Origin of the sequence: Pseudoduganella sp. UC29_71 (assembly GCF_042693265.1) — a bacterium.
In the GTDB taxonomy this organism is placed as follows: domain Bacteria; phylum Pseudomonadota; class Gammaproteobacteria; order Burkholderiales; family Burkholderiaceae_D; genus Rugamonas.
This window is the reverse complement of the sequence record NZ_CP170549.1, coordinates 2277253-2292743: the sequence shown is the minus strand read 5'-3', so window position 1 is coordinate 2292743 and position 15491 is coordinate 2277253. Positions and strand designations below refer to the sequence as shown.

Genomic DNA, 15491 nt, shown 5'->3' with positions numbered 1-15491 from the left:
AAATTGCTGGACGCTTTAGGAAATTCGGGCATGGTCTTCTTGAAAAAATTACGTCAGGTTCTACTACCGGTGGTGGCGCTGTTCTTGTTCAGCGCCGCCGCAAGCGCCTATTCTGCACCAAAAACCGTGCTGGTGCTGGGTGACAGCCTGTCTGCCGAATACGGCCTGGCGCGCGGCGCCGGCTGGGTAGCGCTGCTGGAACAAAAACTGCAGGCGCAGAAAATCGACGCGCGCATCGTCAACGCCAGCGTCAGCGGCGAGACCACCAGCGGCGGCCGCACCCGCCTGCCGGCGCTGCTGAGCAAGCACAAGCCCGCCATCGTCGTCATCGAACTGGGCGCCAACGACGGCCTGCGCGGCCTGCCCGTGGCCGCCGCCGAAGCCAATCTGCGCGCCATGGTCACGCAGGCGCGCGGCGCCGGCGCGCAGGTGCTGCTGGTGGGCATGCGCATGCCGCCCAACTACGGCCGCGACTACGCCGACAAATTCTTCGCCATGTTCGGCGCGCTGAGCAAGGACGTGAAAGCGCCGCTGGCGCCCTTCATGCTCGACGGCGTGGCCGACAAGACCGAACTGTTCCAGGCCGACCGCCTGCACCCGCTGGCATCCGCCCATCCCATCATCCTCGGCAACATCTGGCCGCACCTGCAGCCGCTACTGAAAGCAAAATGAAATATCCTGAAATCCTGCGCTTCGCCGACATCGCCAGCCGCCTCGACGAATTCGACGCCATCATCGACGCGCGCAGCCCCTCCGAATACGCGCTCGACCATCTGCCCGGCGCCATCAACTGCCCGGTGCTGGACGACGATGAACGCGTCCAGGTCGGCACCACCTACAAGCAGGTGAACTCCTTCGAAGCGCGCAAGATGGGAGCCGCCATGGTGGCGCGCAACATCAGCGCCCACATCGACGCGCTGTGGCTGGACAAGCCGCGCGAATGGCGGCCGCTGGTGTACTGCTGGCGCGGTGGCAACCGCAGCGGCTCGCTGGCCCACATCATGGCCAAGATAGGCTGGCCGGTGGTGCAGCTCGACGGCGGCTACAAGGACTTCCGCCAGTTCGTCAGCAGCGCGCTGGAGAACCCGCCGGCGCTGGACTTCCGCGTCGTCTGCGGCACCACTGGCAGCGGCAAGAGCCGCCTGCTGCAAACGCTGGAATCGATAGGCGCGCAAGTGCTCGACCTCGAACAGCTGGCCGCGCACCGCGGCTCCGTGCTGGGCGGCCTGCCCAGCCAGCCGCAGCCGACCCAGAAAGCCTTCGAGACCGCCATCTGGGACCGCCTGCACCGCTTCGACCCGGCGCTGCCGGTGTTCGTCGAATCCGAGAGCAAGAAGGTGGGCGCCTTGCGCGTGCCGGGCGCGCTGATGGAGCAGATCCGCGCCGCGCGCTGCATCTCGCTACAGCTCTCGCGCGCGCACCGCGTGCAGCTGCTGATGGAAGACTACCAGCACTACACGCAGGACGCCGGCCCTCTCAACGAACAGCTGGGCTACCTGGCCTCGCTGCACGGCAACGAAAAGATCAGCAACTGGCAAAGCCTGGCCAGCGCAGGCCGAATGCCCGAGCTGGTGGAAGCGCTGCTGGCCGAGCACTACGACCCCGCCTACACCCGCTCCATCGGCCGCAACTTCCCCCGCATCGCCGACGCCCTGGTACTCGAACTCCCCGGCATCGCCCCCGGCGACCTGCTCGCCGCCGCCCGCCAGCTCCACCCCTAAGCAAAAAAATGGGGTCAGGGTTAATTATTCAGGAAATATTTCCCAAATAATTAACCCTGACCCCATTTTCTGGGCCGCCCGCAGGGCGGCTTTTTTTATTTTGCTTCTTCGGTTTTGGCCGGCGCTGCCGAGGCCAGGATCTTGGCCTTGGATTTTTGCTTCAGCGCTTCGACATAGGCCGCCATTTCCTGCTCGGCGACGATGCCGGTGATTTGCTCTTCTTCGGCTTTGCGGCGGGCGGCGTCTTGCGTGGCCGGCTGCTGCACCTTGCCGATGCGGTACACGCCGTAGCCTGCACCCGCCACTTCCACGCCGACGTAGGCCGGCAGCTTGCTGGCGTCGGCTTTCATGACTTCGGCCAGTACTTGCGGGCTCAGGCCTTTGCCTTCGGTGCGCGAGACGACCTGCGCCGGGCCGAAGCCTTCGGCGCTGCCGGTGGCCTTGGCGGCGGCCATCTTGGCTTCGCCTTCCTTGTGCGCCAGCTTGACCGCTTCTTCGGCCGTCACGCGCTGGCGAATCGCGGCTTCGACTTCGGCCAGCGGGCGCTTGGCCGCAGGCTTGAATTCGACGATGCGGCCTGCCACCAGCGTGGTCGGCGCGACTTCAACCGCTTCGGTGTTGCGCTTGTTTTTCAGCGAGTCGGCCGAGAACAGCGCGGTCAGGAACTTGGCGTTGTTGTACGGCGCCGTGCCCAGCGCAGGCGATGGGTTGCGCGTGACGTTCTCGGCGGTTTCCACTTTCAGCTTCAGCTTGTCGGCTACCGGCTTCAGGCTGTCGGACTGCTCGTACACGGTGTTGGTGAAGGCTTCCGCCATCTCCGAGTACTGCTTGCCGGCCTTTTGCTTCTTCAGGTCGGCGGCGATGGTGTCCTTCACTTCGTCCAGCGGCTTGGTGGCCGATGGCTTGAGCGAGGTGATGGTCACGACGTGGTAGCCGAACTCGGTTTCGATGGGGCCGGCGATCTCGCCCTGCTGCATGCTGAAGGCTTTGTCTTCCAGCGCTTTCGGCAGCGAGCCTTTTTCCAGTTCGCCCAGCTCGCCGCCCTGCTCTGCGGACGACGGGTCTTGCGACTTGGCCTTGGCGATCTTGGCGAAGTCGGCCGGGTTCTTCTTCACGTCGGCCAGGATGGCTTCGGCCTTGGCCTTGGCGGCTGCCTTGTCGGCGGCGCTGGCGTCCTTGCCCACGGTGACCAGGATGTGGCTGGCACGGCGCGATTCCGGGCTGGCGAAGCGGGCCTTGTTGGCTTCGTAGTAGGCGGCCACCTCGGCGTCGGTCACGCTGACCTGCTCGGCGACTGCGGCGGCGCTGAACACCACGTATTCGATCTTGGCTTGCTCAGGCGTTTCGAACAGCTTGCTGTTCTTGTCGTAGAAGGCTTTCACCATCTCGTCGGTGACTTTGACTTGCGACAGGTATTGCGCGGCCGGGAACAGCTGTTCCTGCACTTCGCGTTGCTGCGAGCCGAAATCGGAGATCTGCTTGGCGACGGCGCGCGGCACGATGCCGGTGCCCTGCACGGCGCCGGCCAGCTGCTGCAGGGCCATGTCGCGGCGCAGCTGCGCTTCGTAGCCGGCCGGGGACAGCCCTTGCGCGCCCAGCAGCGCCTTGTAGCGCTCCATGTCGAAGCTGCCGTCATCCTTGCGCAGGCCGGGGGTGTCGAGGATCTGCTTTTGCAGCACGCTGTCGGCCACGGTCAGGTGGCTGCGCACCATTTCGGCGGCAACGGCGCGCTCGGCCACCAGGCGCTCCAGCACGTTCTGCTTGAACTCGGGGGTGTCGAACAGTTTCTGGTCGAACTGGGCGCCCATGCGCTGACGGAAGCTGTCGAGCTGGTTGCGTTGCGCCGCTTCCCATTCCTGCCGGGTTACCGACTGGTCGCCGACCTTGGCCACGACGTTGGCGTCGTCGCCCGTGTTCTTGTAGCCGGCCACGCCGACGAAGATAAACGACGGCACGATCAGGATCGCCAGTAAAATCTGCATCAGCTTTTGATGCGTGCGTATAAATTCAAACATGGTCCGCCATTCTGAGGAGAGGAAATATTCCGTCGCGATTTTACAGCGCCCCGCCGCTCTATAGCAAGGCACAGTTTTGAGAAAACGGCAAGCATGCCAAAAATGAAAAAACCCCTGCAACTTCGCAGCTGCAGGGGTTTCCATATTCTTGGCGGAGCGGACGGGGCTCGAACCCGCGACCCCCGGCGTGACAGGCCGGTATTCTAACCAACTGAACTACCGCTCCTGGTCAGATGTGTTGTTTGTATTTGTTGGCGGAGCGGACGGGACTCGAACCCGCGACCCCCGGCGTGACAGGCCGGTATTCTAACCAACTGAACTACCGCTCCAGCAAATACAAGGCACAACGTCGGTTTAACTGGTGGGCGCTGAGAGGCTCGAACTCCCGACCTAAGCCTTGTAAGGGCTCCGCTCTACCAACTGAGCTAAGCGCCCGGCTAAACCGCTTGGTGAGTTGAACATGCCGCACAACTCACCGAAGTCCGTTAGTTTACAGCATCCTTCAAAGCTTTGCCAGCTTTAAATTTAGGAACTTTAGCTGCGTCGATCACGATTTCTTCTTTCGTGCGCGGATTGCGGCCGGTGCGGGCAGCGCGTTCGCTCACGGAGAAAGTGCCGAAGCCGACCAGGGTGACGCTGTCGTTCTTGGCCAGAGTAGTAGTTACGCCATCGATCACCGCATCCAGTGCGCGCGCAGCAGCCGCTTTCGAGATGTCAGCGGAAGTGGCAATATGGTCGATCAATTCAGTCTTGTTCACAAGCTTCCCCGTCACAAAGGTTTATATCGTTTATACCGTTTTTATACGGCAGAGAAAATCTCAGGCCGTATTAAACAAGCCGTTGCAACCTTGTGTCAAGGGAAACACAGTACAAAACCACAGTAAAAATTGAAACAGGCGCTTAAAAAGCGCCTGTTTATGGTCAAACGGACAATTTATGCAAGCTGCGGCTTAGTGCTTGACCACTTCGCCCTGGCCGTCCACCTTGGCCGCCGCTGCGGCCACCGCCTCCACCGGAGGGGTTTCCACGACGGCTTCCGGCTGGCGCTCCAGCGCGATTTCCAGCACCTTGTCGATCCAGCGCACCGGCACGATCTCCAGCTTGTTCTTCACATTGTCCGGAATTTCGGCCAGGTCCTTCACGTTCTGCTCGGGGATCAGCACCGTCTTGATGCCGCCGCGATGCGCCGCCAGCAGCTTCTCTTTCAGGCCGCCGATCGGCAGCACTTCGCCGCGCAGCGTGATCTCGCCCGTCATCGCCACGTCGGCGCGCACCGGAATGCCCGTGAACACGGAGACCAGCGCGGTCGTCATGGCGATACCGGCCGAAGGACCGTCTTTCGGCGTGGCGCCTTCCGGCACGTGGATGTGGATGTCGCTCTTCTCAAACACTTCGGACTTGATGCCGAGGCGGTTGGCACGGCTGCGCACCACGGTGCGTGCCGCTTCGATCGATTCCTTCATCACGTCGCCCAGGGTGCCGGTGCGGATCACGCCGCCCTTGCCCGGCATGGTCACGGCTTCGATGGTCAGCAGATCGCCGCCCACTTCGGTCCACGCCAGACCGACCACCTGGCCCACCTGGTTGTCCTTCTCGGCCACACCGAAGTCGTAGCGGCGCACGCCCAGGAACTTGTCCAGGTTTTTCGGCGTCACGGCGACTTTTTTCTCGGTCTTCTTCAGCAGCAGCATCTTCACCACCTTGCGGCAGATCTTCGACACTTCGCGTTCCAGCGAGCGCACGCCGGCTTCACGGGTGTAGTAGCGGATGATGTCGCGCAGCGCCGCTTCCGATACCGAGATCTCGTCTTCCTTCAGACCGTTGTTCTTGATCTGTTTCGGCAGCAGGTAGCGCTGCGAGATGTTGGTCTTCTCGTCTTCCGTGTAGCCCGACAGGCGGATCACTTCCATGCGGTCCAGCAGCGCCGGCGGAATATTGTACGAGTTCGAGGTGGCCACGAACATCACGTCGCTCAAGTCGAAGTCCACTTCGATGTAGTGGTCCGAGAACGTGTGGTTCTGTTCAGGGTCCAGCACCTCGAGCAGGGCCGACGACGGATCGCCGCGGAAGTCCGCGCCCATCTTGTCGATTTCGTCCAGCAGGAACAGCGGGTTGCGCACGCCGACCTTGGCCAGCGACTGCAGCACCTTGCCCGGCATGGAGCCGATGTAGGTACGGCGGTGGCCGCGGATCTCGGCTTCGTCGCGCACGCCGCCCAGCGCCATGCGCACGAACTTGCGGTTCGTGGCGCGGGCGATGGACTGGCCCAGCGACGTCTTACCGACGCCCGGAGGACCGACGAAGCACAGGATGGGCGCCTTCAGCTTGTCGACGCGCTGCTGCACCGCGAGGTATTCCAGGATGCGTTCCTTGACCTTGTCCAGGCCATAGTGGTCGCCTTCCAGCACTTTCTCGGCGTTGGCCAGGTCGTTGTTGACCTTGGACTTTTTCTTCCAAGGCAGGCCGACCAGGGTGTCGATGTAGTTGCGCACCACGGTGGCTTCGGCCGACATCGGCGACATCAGCTTGAGCTTTTTCAGTTCGGCGTTGGCCTTGTCCAGTGCCTCTTTCGGCATCTTGGCGGCGGCCACTTTCTTTTCCAGCTCGTCCAGGTCGGCGCCGTCTTCGCCCTCGCCCAGTTCCTTCTGGATGGCCTTGACCTGCTCGTTCAGGTAGTACTCGCGCTGCGACTTTTCCATCTGGCGCTTGACGCGGCCGCGGATGCGCTTTTCCACTTGCAGGATGTCGAGCTCGCCTTCCAGCTGGCCGAGCAGGTGCTCCAGGCGCTTGGCGACGTTGAAGATTTCCAGGATGACCTGCTTCTGCTCGAGCTTGAGGGGCAGATGCGCGGCCACGGTGTCGGCCAGGCGGCCGGCGTCGTCGATGCCGGACAGCGAAGCGAGGATCTCCGGCGGGATTTTCTTGTTCAGTTTGACGTACTGGTCGAACTGCTGGACGATGGCGCGGCGCATCGCTTCGATTTCCGAATCGTCGCCAATCTCGGAATCGAGCGGGGTCAGATCGGCCACGAAGTGCGTCGGCGCGTCGGTGATTTTCTTGATGCGGGCGCGCTGGGCACCCTCGACCAGCACCTTGACGGTGCCGTCCGGCAGTTTCAGCATCTGCAGGATGTTGGCCACGCAACCGATTTCATAAATGTCGGAGGCGGAAGGTTCGTCCTTGGCGGCAGCTTTCTGGGCGGCGAGCATGATGCTCTTGCCCTGCTCCATCGCGGCTTCCAGCGCCTTGATCGACTTGGGGCGACCTACAAACAGCGGTATCACCATATGCGGGAAAACTACAACATCCCGCAGCGGCAATAACGGCAGTTGAGTTTGCTCAGTTAATTTGGAAGTTGTCATGGCGTACCTTATGTGAAAGCGTGTTGCAGATATTGGCGCAAAGATGCCAAATCACAAGACCCGGCAGATAATAATTCTCGGAAATACTGACGATTGCTAAATACAGCGCCGCCGAGAGCCTGCCGTGCTATAAAAATATGCAGAATTCAAATAAAAAAGCCACGCGCGACGCAGGCATCGCGTGTGGCTTTCCGAATGAAGCCTGCATTCTCTTATTGATTTAAATTGTACCGCCTTGCCCCATGGATGCAAAACGAATTTTGCGCATGTGTGCAGTCGTTATTTAATTTTCACCAGAGGCTTTAGGCGTTTCCTGATAAATCAGCAAGGGCTTGGCGCCGCTGGTGATGGTATTTTCATCGATCACCACTTTGCTGACATTCTGCTCATTTGGCAGTTCGTACATCACGTCGAGCAGCGCGTGTTCCAGGATGGAACGCAGGCCGCGCGCGCCGGTCTTGCGGGCCAGCGCCTTCTTGGCGATGGCGTGCAAGGCGGCCGGACGGATTTCCAGTTCCGAGCCTTCCATGTCCAGCAGCTTGGAGTACTGCTTGACCAGCGCGTTCTTCGGCTCCACCAGGATCTGGATCAGCGCTTCCTCGGTCAGTTCGGCCAGCGTGGCCACCACCGGCAGGCGGCCCACCAGTTCCGGGATCAGGCCGAACTTGATCAGGTCTTCCGGCTCGGCTTCCATCAGGATCTCGGAGGCAGCGCGCTGCTCCTTGCTCTTGACGGTGGCCGAGAAGCCGATGCCGCTCTTTTCCGAACGGTTGGAGATGATCTTGGCCAGGCCGTCGAAGGCGCCGCCGCAGATGAACATGATGTTGGTGGTGTCGATCTGCACGAAGTCCTGGTTCGGGTGCTTGCGCCCGCCCTGCGGCGGCACCGAGGCCATGGTGCCCTCGATCAGTTTCAGCAGCGCCTGCTGCACACCCTCGCCGGACACGTCGCGCGTGATGGACGGGTTGTCGGACTTGCGCGAAATCTTGTCGATCTCGTCGATGTAGACGATGCCGCGCTGGGCCTTTTCCACATCGTAGTTGCAGCTTTGCAGCAGCTTCTGGATGATGTTCTCGACGTCTTCGCCTACGTAGCCCGCTTCGGTCAGCGTGGTGGCGTCGGCGATCACGAACGGCACGTTCAGCATGCGCGCCAGGGTCTGGGCCAGCAGGGTCTTGCCGGAGCCGGTAGGGCCGACCAGCAGGATGTTGCTCTTGGCCAGTTCCACGTCATCCTTCTTGCCCAGGTGCTTCAGACGCTTGTAGTGGTTGTACACAGCGACCGACAGGATGCGCTTGGCGGTCTGCTGGCCGATGACGTACTGGTCCAGCAGTTCCTTGATTTCGTGCGGGGTCGGCAGGTCCGACTTGGCGCCGGTCACCGATTCGATGCTCGACGTTTCATCACGAATGATATCGTTGCACAAGTCGATGCATTCGTCGCAGATGAAGACGGACGGACCGGCGATCAGCTTCTTGACCTCGTGCTGGCTCTTGCCGCAGAACGAGCAGTAAAGGAGTTTTTCACCGCTGGAGGATTTTTTCTCGGACATGGGACTTGTTTATGTAGTTGCAATATTGGTGCCGCATACACTGCACAGCAAGCTGTGCGGCTTGTATAAGACACATGCTACCTGAAATAAAAAGAAACGCCCGGAACGTTGTAGCGTCCGGGCGTTTTTTTCAGTTTCTCAGCGCAGGGAACGCATCAGCCGCGGGAGGTCAACACTTTGTCGATCAGGCCGTATTCCGTCGCCTCTTCGGCGGACAGGAAGCGGTCGCGGTCGGTGTCCTTGGCGATCTGCTCCACCGTCTGGCCAGTACGCTCGGCCATGATGGTGTTCAGGCGATGGCGCAGGTACAGGATTTCCTTGGCCTGGATTTCGATGTCCGACGCCATGCCTTGCGAGCCGCCCGACGGCTGGTGAATCATGATGCGCGAGTTAGGCAGCGAGAAACGCTTGCCCTTCGCGCCAGCCGCCAGCAGGAAGGCGCCCATCGACGCCGCCATGCCGGTGCACAGGGTGGACACGTCCGGCTTGATAAACTGCATCGTGTCGTAAATCGCCAGGCCGGCCGAAACCGAACCGCCAGGCGAGTTGATGTAGAGCGAAATATCCTTATCCGGATTTTCGCTCTCCAGGAACAGCAGCTGGGCCACGATCAGATTGGCCATCTGGTCGTTGACGGGACCCACCATGAAAATCACGCGTTCCTTCAACAGGCGCGAGTAAATGTCATAGGAGCGCTCGCCACGGCCGCTTTGTTCAATCACCATCGGCACCAGGCCGAGCATTTCAGTGTCGAGTGCCGGATTACGGTTCATCATGCATTGTTCCTTGTGATGCAGCTTCTCTGAAGCTGGATTACGCTTGCGCGTTGCTTCCCATCAGCTCGTCGAAGGCAACAGCTTTCGACGTGGTTTTCGACAGGCCCAGGACGAAGTTAACGACGTTTTCTTCCAATACAAGGGCTTCGACTTCAGCCAGGCGGCGACGGTCGCTGTAGTAGTACTTCAGCACTTCGCGCGGATCTTCGTAGCTTTGTGCGAAGTCTTCCACTTGCGCCTTCACCTGCTCCGGCAGCGCTTGCAGCTTGTTTTCGTTAACCAGTTGCGACAGGATCAGGCCCAGGCGCACGCGGCGCTCGGCTTTGTCTGCGAACAGTTCCGGTGGGAATGGTACATCTTTTACGTTCATGCCGCGTTGCGCCATGTCCTGACGGGTCATTTCAGCCAGGCGCTCGGTGTCTTGCGCGATCAGCGCTTGGGGCACGTCCAGGGTGGCGGTCTTGACCAGCGCATCCATCACGGCTTCCTTGTTGCGTGCTTTCACACGGCCGTTGACTTCGCGTTCCAGGTTGACCTTGATGTCTTCGCGCATTTTGGCCAGGTCGCCGTCGGCTACGCCCAGCGATTTGGCGAATTCCGCGTCCACTTCCGGCAGGTGCGCCCATTCCAGCTTCTTCAGGGTGATGGTGAACTGGGCGGTCTTGCCGGCCACGTCCTTGCCATGGTAGTCCTCTGGGAAAGCCAGGTCGAAGGTCTTGGCTTCGCCCACTTTCAGGCCCACGGTAGCGGCTTCGAACTCCGGCAGCATGCGGCCTTCGCCCAGTACGAATGCGTAGTCTTCGGCTTTGCCGCCTGGGAATTCAACGCCGTCGATCGAGCCGACGAAGTCCACGGTCACGCGGTCGCCGTTGGCGGCGATCGGCGCACCGCCGTCGCCGTGTTCACCGGCTTCGCCCTTGGTGTGGAAGTGCACGCGCTGCTTGCGCAGGATTTCAATGGTCTTGTCGATTTCCGCGTCCGACACTTCGGCTTTCACGGTTTCGATTTCAACGGTGGACAGGTCGCCGATGACGACTTCCGGATACACCTCGAAGGTGGCGTCGAAGGTCAGCTGGCCTTCTGGCGCGTCGTTCTTCGGTTCGATGCGCGGATAGCCTGCGACGCGCAGTTCGGCAGCGTTGGCGGCGTCGTTGAAGGCGCGGCCGACTTTATCGTTCAGCACTTCGGTCTCGATCTGATAACCGTATTGTGCGGCGACCATTTTCATGGGCACTTTGCCAGGACGGAAGCCTGGTGCCTTAGCCGACTTGGCTTGCACTTTCAGGCGCTTCTCAACTTCCGTGCGGACTTCGCTCAGCGGGAAGGAGATCGTGATACGACGTTCGAGTTTGCCCAGGGTTTCGACTGCAGTTGCCATGTAAAAATCGTCCAAAAAATATAAAGAATACTGTGGTGCGAGGAGGGGGACTCGAACCCCCACACCATTGCTGGCGTCAGGACCTAAACCTGGTGCGTCTACCAATTTCGCCATCCTCGCGGCGTATTTGTACAAAAGCAAAGGGCGACACGTTTTTCAATAAGGTCCATTGAAAACGGCTCGCCCTTTCCCCGCCGCAGCAGGGGCTTTCAACTTCAACGCGGTATTTTACTGTTTTTTTCAGAGTACGGAAGGGTTTTTTAACTCAAACACAACATTAAAAATGTAATGCCTTGATTCCTCTGCAATTTGCAGCTTCCGTGGCGGGTTACGCCGCTGTGCGGCTAACCCGCCGCGCTACGCCCGCGCCGGCTTCTTGACCCGGAACCAGGCCGCGTAGAGCGCCGGCAGGAACAGCAAGGTGAGCGCCGTCGCCAGGATCAGGCCGCCCATGATGGCCACCGCCATCGGCCCCCAGAACACCGAGCGCGACAACGGTATCATCGCCAGCGCCGCGGCCGCGGCCGTCAGGATGATGGGCCGGCAGCGGCGCACGGCCGATTCCACGATGGCGTCCCACGGCTCGGCCCCGCCCTTGATGTCCTGCTCGATCTGGTCCACCAGGATCACCGAATTCCGGATAATCATGCCGAACAGCGCGATGATGCCCAGGTTGGCCACAAAGCCCAGCGGGCGCCCCAGCAGCAGCAAGGCAGCGGCCGCGCCGGCCACGCCCAGCGGACCGGTGAGGAACACCAGCAGCGAACGCGAGAAGCTGTGCAGCTGCAGCATCAGCAGAGTGAAGATGATGAAGATCGCCAGCGGCAGGTTGGCCGAGATCGACGCCTCCGCCTCGCTGCTGTCGGACGCCGCGCCCTTCACGTCGATGCGGTAGCCGGCCGGCAGGTTCTTGCGCAGCTCGTCCAGCTTGGGATCGACCTGGCCGGTCACGGTCGGCCCCTGGATGCCCTCCACCACGTCCGACTGCACGGTAATGGCCCATTCGCGGCCCTCGCGCCACACCACGCCCGGCTCCCACACGAAGTGCACGCGTGCCAGCTGGCCGATGGTGACGGACTTGCCGTTGGCCGTAGGGATGTTGGTGTCGTTCAGCACCGAGATGGTGCTGCGCTCTTCCAGCGGCTGGCGCACCTGGATGTCGATCAGCTTGATGCCGTCGCGGAACTGGCCCACCGTGGTGCCGGACAGGATGGTGTTCGCGGCGCGCATCACCGTTTGCGAAGTGACGCCCAGCGCGCGCATCTTGTCCTGGTCCAGGTCCATGCGCAGCACTTTCACGGATTCATTCCAGTTGTCGTTCACGCCCAGCGTGTTCGGGTTGGCGCGCATGACGTCCTTCACCTGGTCGGCGATGGCGCGCACTTTCTCAACCTCGCCGCCGATCACGCGGAACTGCACTGGATACGGCACGGGCGGACCATTCGGCAGCAGCTTCACGCGGCCGCGCACTTCGGGGAAATCCACCTTGAAGATATTGGTGATCTTCTGGCGCAGCTCCTCGCGCGCCTTCAGGTCTTTCGGCAGCACCACGAACTGGGACACGTTCGTCTGCGGGAAGATCTGGTCCAGCGGCAGGTAGAAACGCGGACTGCCGGTGCCCACGTAGCTGGTCACGCTGACCACGCCCTCCTGCTTTTGAATAAAGGCCTCGAACTTCTTCACCTGCTTTTCATTGGCGGCGAACGACGTCCCTTCCGGCATCCAGATTTCCACCATCAGCTCGGGGCGGCTGGAATCCGGGAAGAACTGCTTCTCGATGAAGCCGAAGCCGTACACGCCGAGGAAGAAGATGGCGAGCGTGGCGGCGATGGTAGTCTTGCGCCATTCCACGCACCAGTTCACCACGGCGCGGAACTTGCGGAAGCCCGGCGTATCGAACAGTTCATGGTGGCCGTCGCCGTGCGGCTGCACCTTGAGCAGCAGGTAGCCGATGTACGGCGTGAATATCACCGCCACGAACCACGAGATGATCAGCGCCAGCGCGTTCACCGAGAACAGCGTGAACGTGTATTCGCCGGCCGCCGACTTGGCCAGGCCGATGGGCAGGAAGCCGGCCACCGTAATCAGCGTGCCGGTCAGCATGGGCAGCGCCGTGGAGGTGTAGGCGAAAGTGGCCGCGTCGAAGCGCGAGAAACCCTCCTCCATTTTGCGCACCATCATTTCCACGGCGATGATGGCGTCGTCCACCAGCAGGCCGAGGGCGATGATCAGCGCGCCCAGCGAAATCTTGTGCAGGTCGATGGACAGCATGCGCATGAACAGGAAAGTCACGGCCAGCACCAGCGGTATGGTCAGCGCCACCACCAGCCCGGGACGCGCGTCCAGGCGGAACTTGGGCTTGGTGTGCATGCCCAGCGAAACGAAGCTCACCGCCAGCACGATCAGCACCGCCTCGATCAGCGTGTGCACGAACTCGCCCACCGACGCCTTGACGGCGCTCGGCTGGTCGGACACGCGCTGCAGCTCGATACCGACCGGCAGCTTGGCCTTCATCTCGGCCACGGTCTTCTCCATGCTCTCGCCCATCTTGATGATGTTGCCGCCGCGCTCCATCGACACGCCCAGGCCGATCACTTCCTTGCCGTTGAAGCGCATCTTCTCTTGCGGCGGGTCGTCATACTGGCGCTTGATGGTGGCGAAGTCGCCCAGGCGGAAAGTGGTGCCGTTGGCGCGCAGCTCCAGTTCTTCCAGGTCCTTGACGGTCTTCAGGGCGCCGGTGACGCGCACCTGCAGGTTGTCGGTCGGCGTGACCAGCACGCCGGTCGATTCGATGTTGTTCTGCGTGGCGATCTGGTTGACGATGGCCTCGAACGGGATGCCCAGCTGGGCGAACTTCTTGTGCGAGAACTCGATGTTGATCTTCTCATCCTGCACGCCGAACAGTTCGACCTTGGACACTTGCGACACGCCCAGCAGCTGCTGGCGCGCGAAGTCCGCGTAATCCTTCATTTCGGCGTAGGTGAAGCCGTCGCCGGAAAGCGCGAAGATGGAGCCGTAGGTGTCGCCGAATTCGTCGTTGAAGAACGGGCCTTGCACGCCCTGCGGCAAGGTTCCCTTGATGTCGCCTATCTTCTTGCGCACCTGGTACCAGGCCTCGGCCGTCTCGCCCGGCGGCGCGGATTCGCGCAACTCCACCAGGATCAGCGTTTCACCGGGCTTGGAATAACTGCTGATTTCGTTGACGTGCGGCGTCTCCTGCAGCTTCTTTTCCAGCTTGTCGGTGACCTGCTCGGCCATCTGCAGCGAGGTGGCGCCAGGCCAGAAGGCGCGCACCACCATCACGCGGAAGGTGAACGGCGGGTCCTCGTCCTGTCCCAGGTTGGCGTAGCTCAGCATGCCGCCCAGCAGCAGCACGGCCATCAGGTAACGCGTCAGCGGAATGTGTTCGAGCGCCCAGCGTGAGAGATTGAAGCCGTCCTTCATTTGGCGGCTCCGGCGGGAGCGGATGCCTGGGCCGGCGCGGCAGGCTTGGCCAGTTCTTCGCCGAGTATCTTCACCTTCTGCCCCGGCTTGAGCACATTCACGCCTGCCGTCACGACGGTCTGGCCGGCTTTCACGCCCGAGCCGAGCACGATGTCGTTGCCCGCCACGCCGGCCGGCGTCACCGGCACCAGCTTCACCGCGCCGTTTTCCACCACCCATACCGAGGTGGTGGCTTTTTCATAATGCAGCGCCGTCAGCGGCACCTTGATCTGCGGCTGCGCCGTCTTGGAGGCGAATTCCACCACTGCCGTCATGCCTAGCTTCGCTTCGCGCAGGCTCTCGGGGATGGTGACCTTCACCGTATACGTACGGGTGGCCGGGTCGGCCGCCGGCGAAATCTCGCGGATCTTGCCCGGCACCGCGTGCTGCGGGTTGGCCCACAGGCGCACGCGCACGTCCGAAATGGATTTAAGCGCATCGACCTTGTCTTCCGGGATGCCGATGACGATTTCCTTGTCGCCCGACTTGGCCACGCGCACCACCGGCGTGCCGGCTTGCACCACCTGGCCGATTTCGGCGTCCACCGCCGTCACCACGCCGTCGATATCGGCCACCAGCGTCGAATAGCCGGCCTGGTTGGCCTGCGAGCGGTACAGCGCCTGCGCCGCATCCACATTGGCCTGGGCCGACTTGTAGGCCGACTCCTTGCCGTCCAAAATGGTCTGGGCGACGAAGTTCTGCGCCTTCAGGTCCTGGTAGCGCTTCAGCTCCGCCTTGGCGAAGTCGCGCGCGGTTTCCGCCGCGCGCAGCGAGGCGAGCGCCTGCGCCTGCGACAGTTTCAGGTCCTGCGGGTCCAGCTGCATCAGCTGCTGGCCCTTCTTCACCACCGAGCCCACGTCCACGCTGCGCGTGACGATCTTGCCCGGCACCCGGAAGCCCAGGCGCGACTCCACGCGCGCCCTCACCTCGCCCGAGAACTCGGCGTTCACGTCGATGTCGCTGCTTTGCAGCACGATGGCGCGCACCGGGCGAATGTCTTCGGTCTTTTCAGCTTTCTTGCCACAACCGGCCACCAACACGGCTGCGGCGCAGAGTGTCAGGATGGCGAAGGCGGGGAAAGGACGCAGTTTTTTCAGGGAGTACACATTAATTCCTTTACTATGCGGGCTGCTTTGGATTGCGGCGATAGCACTTTGCCACTATGATGGTTCCGGCCAGAAAGTAAATGACTTTCCGTTAATTA

General features: G+C 61.6%; 10 protein-coding genes and 4 tRNA genes. 2 read left to right on the top strand and 12 right to left on the bottom strand.

From position 1 onward, the window contains the following. Positions 1–30 precede the first annotated feature (30 nt). Together ACFJI2_RS10020 and mnmH are read left to right on the top strand one after the other, a co-directional pair. Positions 31–672: an arylesterase gene (locus tag ACFJI2_RS10020; RefSeq protein WP_107979508.1), complete on the top strand. Its 642-nt coding sequence runs from the start codon at positions 31–33 to the stop codon at positions 670–672. Then, on the top strand, positions 669–1721 hold the full coding sequence (gene mnmH, locus ACFJI2_RS10015) for a tRNA 2-selenouridine(34) synthase MnmH (RefSeq protein WP_377704855.1): 1053 nt from the start codon (positions 669–671) through the stop codon (positions 1719–1721). Before ACFJI2_RS10020 ends, mnmH begins: the two co-directional genes overlap by 4 nt. Positions 1722–1816: 95 nt before the next feature. Here the strand turns inward: mnmH and ACFJI2_RS10010 are convergent, their stop codons facing one another. From ACFJI2_RS10010 to ACFJI2_RS09955, 12 genes are all read right to left on the bottom strand, one after another. Further along, entirely contained in the window at positions 1817–3736 is a 1920-nt protein-coding gene (locus ACFJI2_RS10010) for a SurA N-terminal domain-containing protein (RefSeq protein WP_377704854.1), read from the bottom strand. Positions 3737–3885: 149 nt separating this feature from the next. Continuing rightward, a tRNA-Asp gene (locus ACFJI2_RS10005) sits at positions 3886–3962 on the bottom strand. A gap of 26 nt (positions 3963–3988) precedes the next feature. Beyond that, positions 3989–4065 (bottom strand) — tRNA-Asp (locus ACFJI2_RS10000). Positions 4066–4095: 30 nt separating this feature from the next. Then, a tRNA-Val gene (locus ACFJI2_RS09995) sits at positions 4096–4171 on the bottom strand. A 50-nt stretch (positions 4172–4221) separates the two neighbouring features. Then, the gene (locus ACFJI2_RS09990; RefSeq protein ID WP_307188286.1) at positions 4222–4509 is read right to left on the bottom strand and encodes an HU family DNA-binding protein; all 288 of its coding nucleotides are present in this window, start codon (positions 4507–4509) and stop codon (positions 4222–4224) included. A 177-nt stretch (positions 4510–4686) separates the two neighbouring features. Further along, on the bottom strand, positions 4687–7098 hold the full coding sequence (gene lon / locus ACFJI2_RS09985) for an endopeptidase La (protein WP_107869113.1): 2412 nt from the start codon (positions 7096–7098) through the stop codon (positions 4687–4689). A gap of 283 nt (positions 7099–7381) precedes the next feature. After that, positions 7382–8650, bottom strand: a complete 1269-nt coding sequence (gene clpX / locus ACFJI2_RS09980; RefSeq protein ID WP_107869114.1) for an ATP-dependent Clp protease ATP-binding subunit ClpX — start codon at positions 8648–8650, stop codon at positions 7382–7384. A gap of 155 nt (positions 8651–8805) precedes the next feature. After that, positions 8806–9423, bottom strand: a complete 618-nt coding sequence (clpP, locus tag ACFJI2_RS09975; protein WP_107869334.1) for an ATP-dependent Clp endopeptidase proteolytic subunit ClpP — start codon at positions 9421–9423, stop codon at positions 8806–8808. Between the two features lie 40 nt (positions 9424–9463). Further along, positions 9464–10804: a trigger factor gene (tig, locus tag ACFJI2_RS09970; protein WP_107869115.1), complete on the bottom strand. Its 1341-nt coding sequence runs from the start codon at positions 10802–10804 to the stop codon at positions 9464–9466. A gap of 33 nt (positions 10805–10837) precedes the next feature. Next, positions 10838–10924: transfer RNA gene (locus ACFJI2_RS09965), tRNA-Leu, on the bottom strand. A 237-nt stretch (positions 10925–11161) separates the two neighbouring features. After that, on the bottom strand, positions 11162–14248 hold the full coding sequence (locus ACFJI2_RS09960) for an efflux RND transporter permease subunit (RefSeq protein WP_377704853.1): 3087 nt from the start codon (positions 14246–14248) through the stop codon (positions 11162–11164). Next, positions 14245–15393, bottom strand: coding sequence for an efflux RND transporter periplasmic adaptor subunit (locus tag ACFJI2_RS09955; RefSeq protein WP_377704852.1), 1149 nt, complete (start codon positions 15391–15393; stop codon positions 14245–14247). Before ACFJI2_RS09955 ends, ACFJI2_RS09960 begins: the two co-directional genes overlap by 4 nt. Positions 15394–15491: the final 98 nt, after the last annotated feature.